This window comes from Paenibacillus forsythiae T98 (assembly GCF_000520735.1).
Classification (GTDB): Bacteria; Bacillota; Bacilli; order Paenibacillales; family Paenibacillaceae; genus Paenibacillus_AQ; species Paenibacillus_AQ forsythiae.
The window spans coordinates 1-2,712 of record NZ_ASSC01000754.1 but is presented as its reverse complement, the minus strand read 5'-3'; the positions used below and the strand labels follow the sequence as shown (position 1 = coordinate 2,712).

General features: G+C 50.9%; 4 protein-coding genes. 3 read left to right on the top strand and 1 reads right to left on the bottom strand.

The genetic code is table 11. From position 1 onward, the window contains the following. Window positions 1-149 precede the first annotated feature (149 nt). The 3 genes from L692_RS33180 to L692_RS0123010 all read left to right on the top strand — a co-directional run bounded on the left by L692_RS33180 (window position 150) and on the right by L692_RS0123010 (window position 2,099). Complete coding sequence (locus tag L692_RS33180) at window positions 150-599, top strand: hypothetical protein (protein ID WP_025702319.1); 450 nt, start codon at window positions 150-152, stop codon at window positions 597-599. Between the two features lie 40 nt (window positions 600-639). Beyond that, window positions 640-1,623: a hypothetical protein gene (locus tag L692_RS0123015; protein WP_025702318.1), complete on the top strand. Its 984-nt coding sequence runs from the start codon at window positions 640-642 to the stop codon at window positions 1,621-1,623. Window positions 1,624-1,832: 209 nt separating this feature from the next. After that, complete coding sequence (locus L692_RS0123010) at window positions 1,833-2,099, top strand: hypothetical protein (RefSeq protein ID WP_232238851.1); 267 nt, start codon at window positions 1,833-1,835, stop codon at window positions 2,097-2,099. A 314-nt stretch (window positions 2,100-2,413) separates the two neighbouring features. On the opposite strand, the gene L692_RS0123005 is transcribed toward L692_RS0123010, so the two are convergent. Continuing rightward, window positions 2,414-2,712: uroporphyrinogen-III C-methyltransferase (locus L692_RS0123005; protein WP_025702316.1), on the bottom strand; the 299-nt coding region annotated here is incomplete at its 5' end.

Genomic DNA, 2,712 nt, shown 5'->3' with positions numbered 1-2,712 from the left:
CGGCCAATCCTTCAGCGTCTCCGGCGCCCGGCGTTTCCGCCGGTAATTCTGCGCCGCCAAGCCCATCGTCCGCTGCGCCTGCAACGAGTACGCCATGGGCCACCGTTCCACCTTCGCCTGAATCCGGTCAGGCAGCTCCTGCCGACCAGGTGCCGCTGCCCAAGCAGGAAGTGCTGGCCTATACACGGCAGATGAACGGCTCTCCTTTTGTAAGAGAGGTCAGCGTCGGAACGGACAATATCGAGATTCGCTTCTTCGGCAGCTTCGCGGAGTACAAACAGGCCAATCCGGGCACCAAGCTTACCGCAGCGGATTATTCAGACAAGCTTGGCTCCGTCAACGCCGTTCACGCTATTTTAATGGAAGAATCGACCCGGCTGTTCCGCGAATTTCCGGGCATGGCTTCCATCGATATCACGCTGCCGTACAAAGGGAAGACTTACTCCGTCTCGCTGACCAAAGGCTCGGTCGAGAAATTTTATAATACCGACCTCGACAGCATCAAGTCCGATCAGCAGTGGAGAGAACAGATCAGCGGGCCCTTTTTTACCCGGGATTACCAAGATCAATTCGCCAAACGGTTCGTAAAGGTGACCTGATCCGGTCGGGATGGGACAATGATCAAGGGAGGGCAATCCGGTGCTTAATTGGATCAATAAACGCAGCCTTGTAGAATACATTGCCGAGGAGGAGCGGATGGAATTCGGCCAGCCGGACTTCCGGTTCGAGAGGATCGCTGCGGAGGACATGCCGGATGGCATTACGCCGCTGGCTCAATTCTTTATGGCGGGGAGCATCTGGCTGAGCGATGATTTTCAGGTCATCCTGCCGGTACAGGACGAGGAGACGCGAAAGACCGTAATGAAGGAGATTGCTCCCCATTTTACGGATGTCAAACTTTGTGTCTCCCAAGGTGAAATTCAGGAGATTTACATGCAGCACGTCAAGCCTGGATCGAAAATGCTGTTCCATTCAGCCAGAAGCGGCGTTATTCCAGTCATGGAGGATTTGTACCGCCATCAAGACTTCACCAAGACTTATATAGGAAGAAAAAGAAAACTGCTTCATTATACGGTAAACCGCAGCGTTCTTGAGCCTTATCCGGTTGCCGGTGACTCCGCATTACGAGCGGTGCTGCAAAAGGCTTACTTCGACCGGAATGAACAGTACGTGCTGCTGCCGCTGGGCTGGACTTTTGACGAATCGCTTCGGGATTCGGAGGCGCTGCGTTTTTTGGCCCAAATTGCTCCGTGTCTCACCCTGTCCGTTGATGCGGACAACAATGAGGTGGTTACACTTCATCTGTCCCGTGAAGAATACAAGCACCAGATCAGGCTCAATTCGGCCAGGCCCAAGCCGCCCCGGAGAAACAGAAATCACCTGTATCTGGATATCGGCCGGGGACTTGTTTATGTCATCAATCTGACAGGCCAGCCTCCAATACACCATTTCGACGGACTGAAGGAGCACAGGATATACAGGCTGCCGAAGGATCAGAGATTTGCGGAGTTCGATCACGAGCAGGGAGAGCTTCTCCCAGAGGGTGATGGCTTGTTTTTTAGCGAGGAAGGGATACAGTCGATGATTGATGCAATCAATCGGGAGCTGAAGACTGATTCATAGATCATCGAAGACGGATAAAGGCAGCCCGCGCCTGCCTGAATGAATGCGAAAAAAAGTACGGATGTCCAATCAACTAACACAACTTATTTCCCACCTGTTTAAGATAGGCGACAGGGTCTCGACGGAAACGTCTGCGCTTCGTTGATTCAATGTGGAGTTAGACTGAATAGTAGACACAGAATATACTGAAAGGAGGATTGAGGGAAAAATTGGAATTGAAAGTTATTGAATTGGCAATTGTGCTAAGCGAAGATGGGCCGCATGGACGCGTTGAAACATTTGACCTGGTTGCATTACCTTTTATTCCGAGAAAAGATGAATTAATCCTCTGGAATAGTAAGCTCTATATTGTGACCAATGTGATGTATGTTTTTGACACAAACCCGGCCGACTACAACTATGACGCTGATCCCAATAAACAAAGCTCGGTAGCCCATGATATTTGCTATAAAGTTTGGTTGAAATCTGCTATATAAAAAATCGTCTCCGTTAGCTGCCCGCATAGGGTGGCTATTATTTTTGTCTAAACTTTATCCTAATACCAAAATATGCTATAATTCTGCGGGCCGTTATACCTATAATTACCATACCCCTCGGAGTATGAACAGCTTTACCTAAACCATGCTGCTTAAAAATCTGTGTCTACTATCTTGACAGAGGTCCACAAAAAAAACTCCGCCAGCCGGCGGAGCCATACATCTATAAAAAGGGGTTCATGTGTATTAATTAACCACCCGGGCCAAACTGAAACATACGAATCGGGAAAAACTCATGGATTGGGGATTGGCGGTTATACAATCTGCTCGCTGGGCGCCGATGCCTGTTGCGTCAGCAGCTCATTCATCCTCACAACTTCCCCAATGATAATCATCGCCGGATTGCCGACCCGGCAGGCGGTTGCCAGCTGTTCGATGTTGTCCAGTGTTCCGGTAATCGTCCGCTGGCGGGTCGTCGTTCCGTTCTCGATCAGCGCCGCCGGCGTCGATCCCGGCTTGCCATGGCGCAGCAGCTCCTCCCGGATTTGCCCGAGACGGCTGACGCCCATATATACCGCAATCGTATCCACGCCTCGGGCGAGGTGCTTCCAGT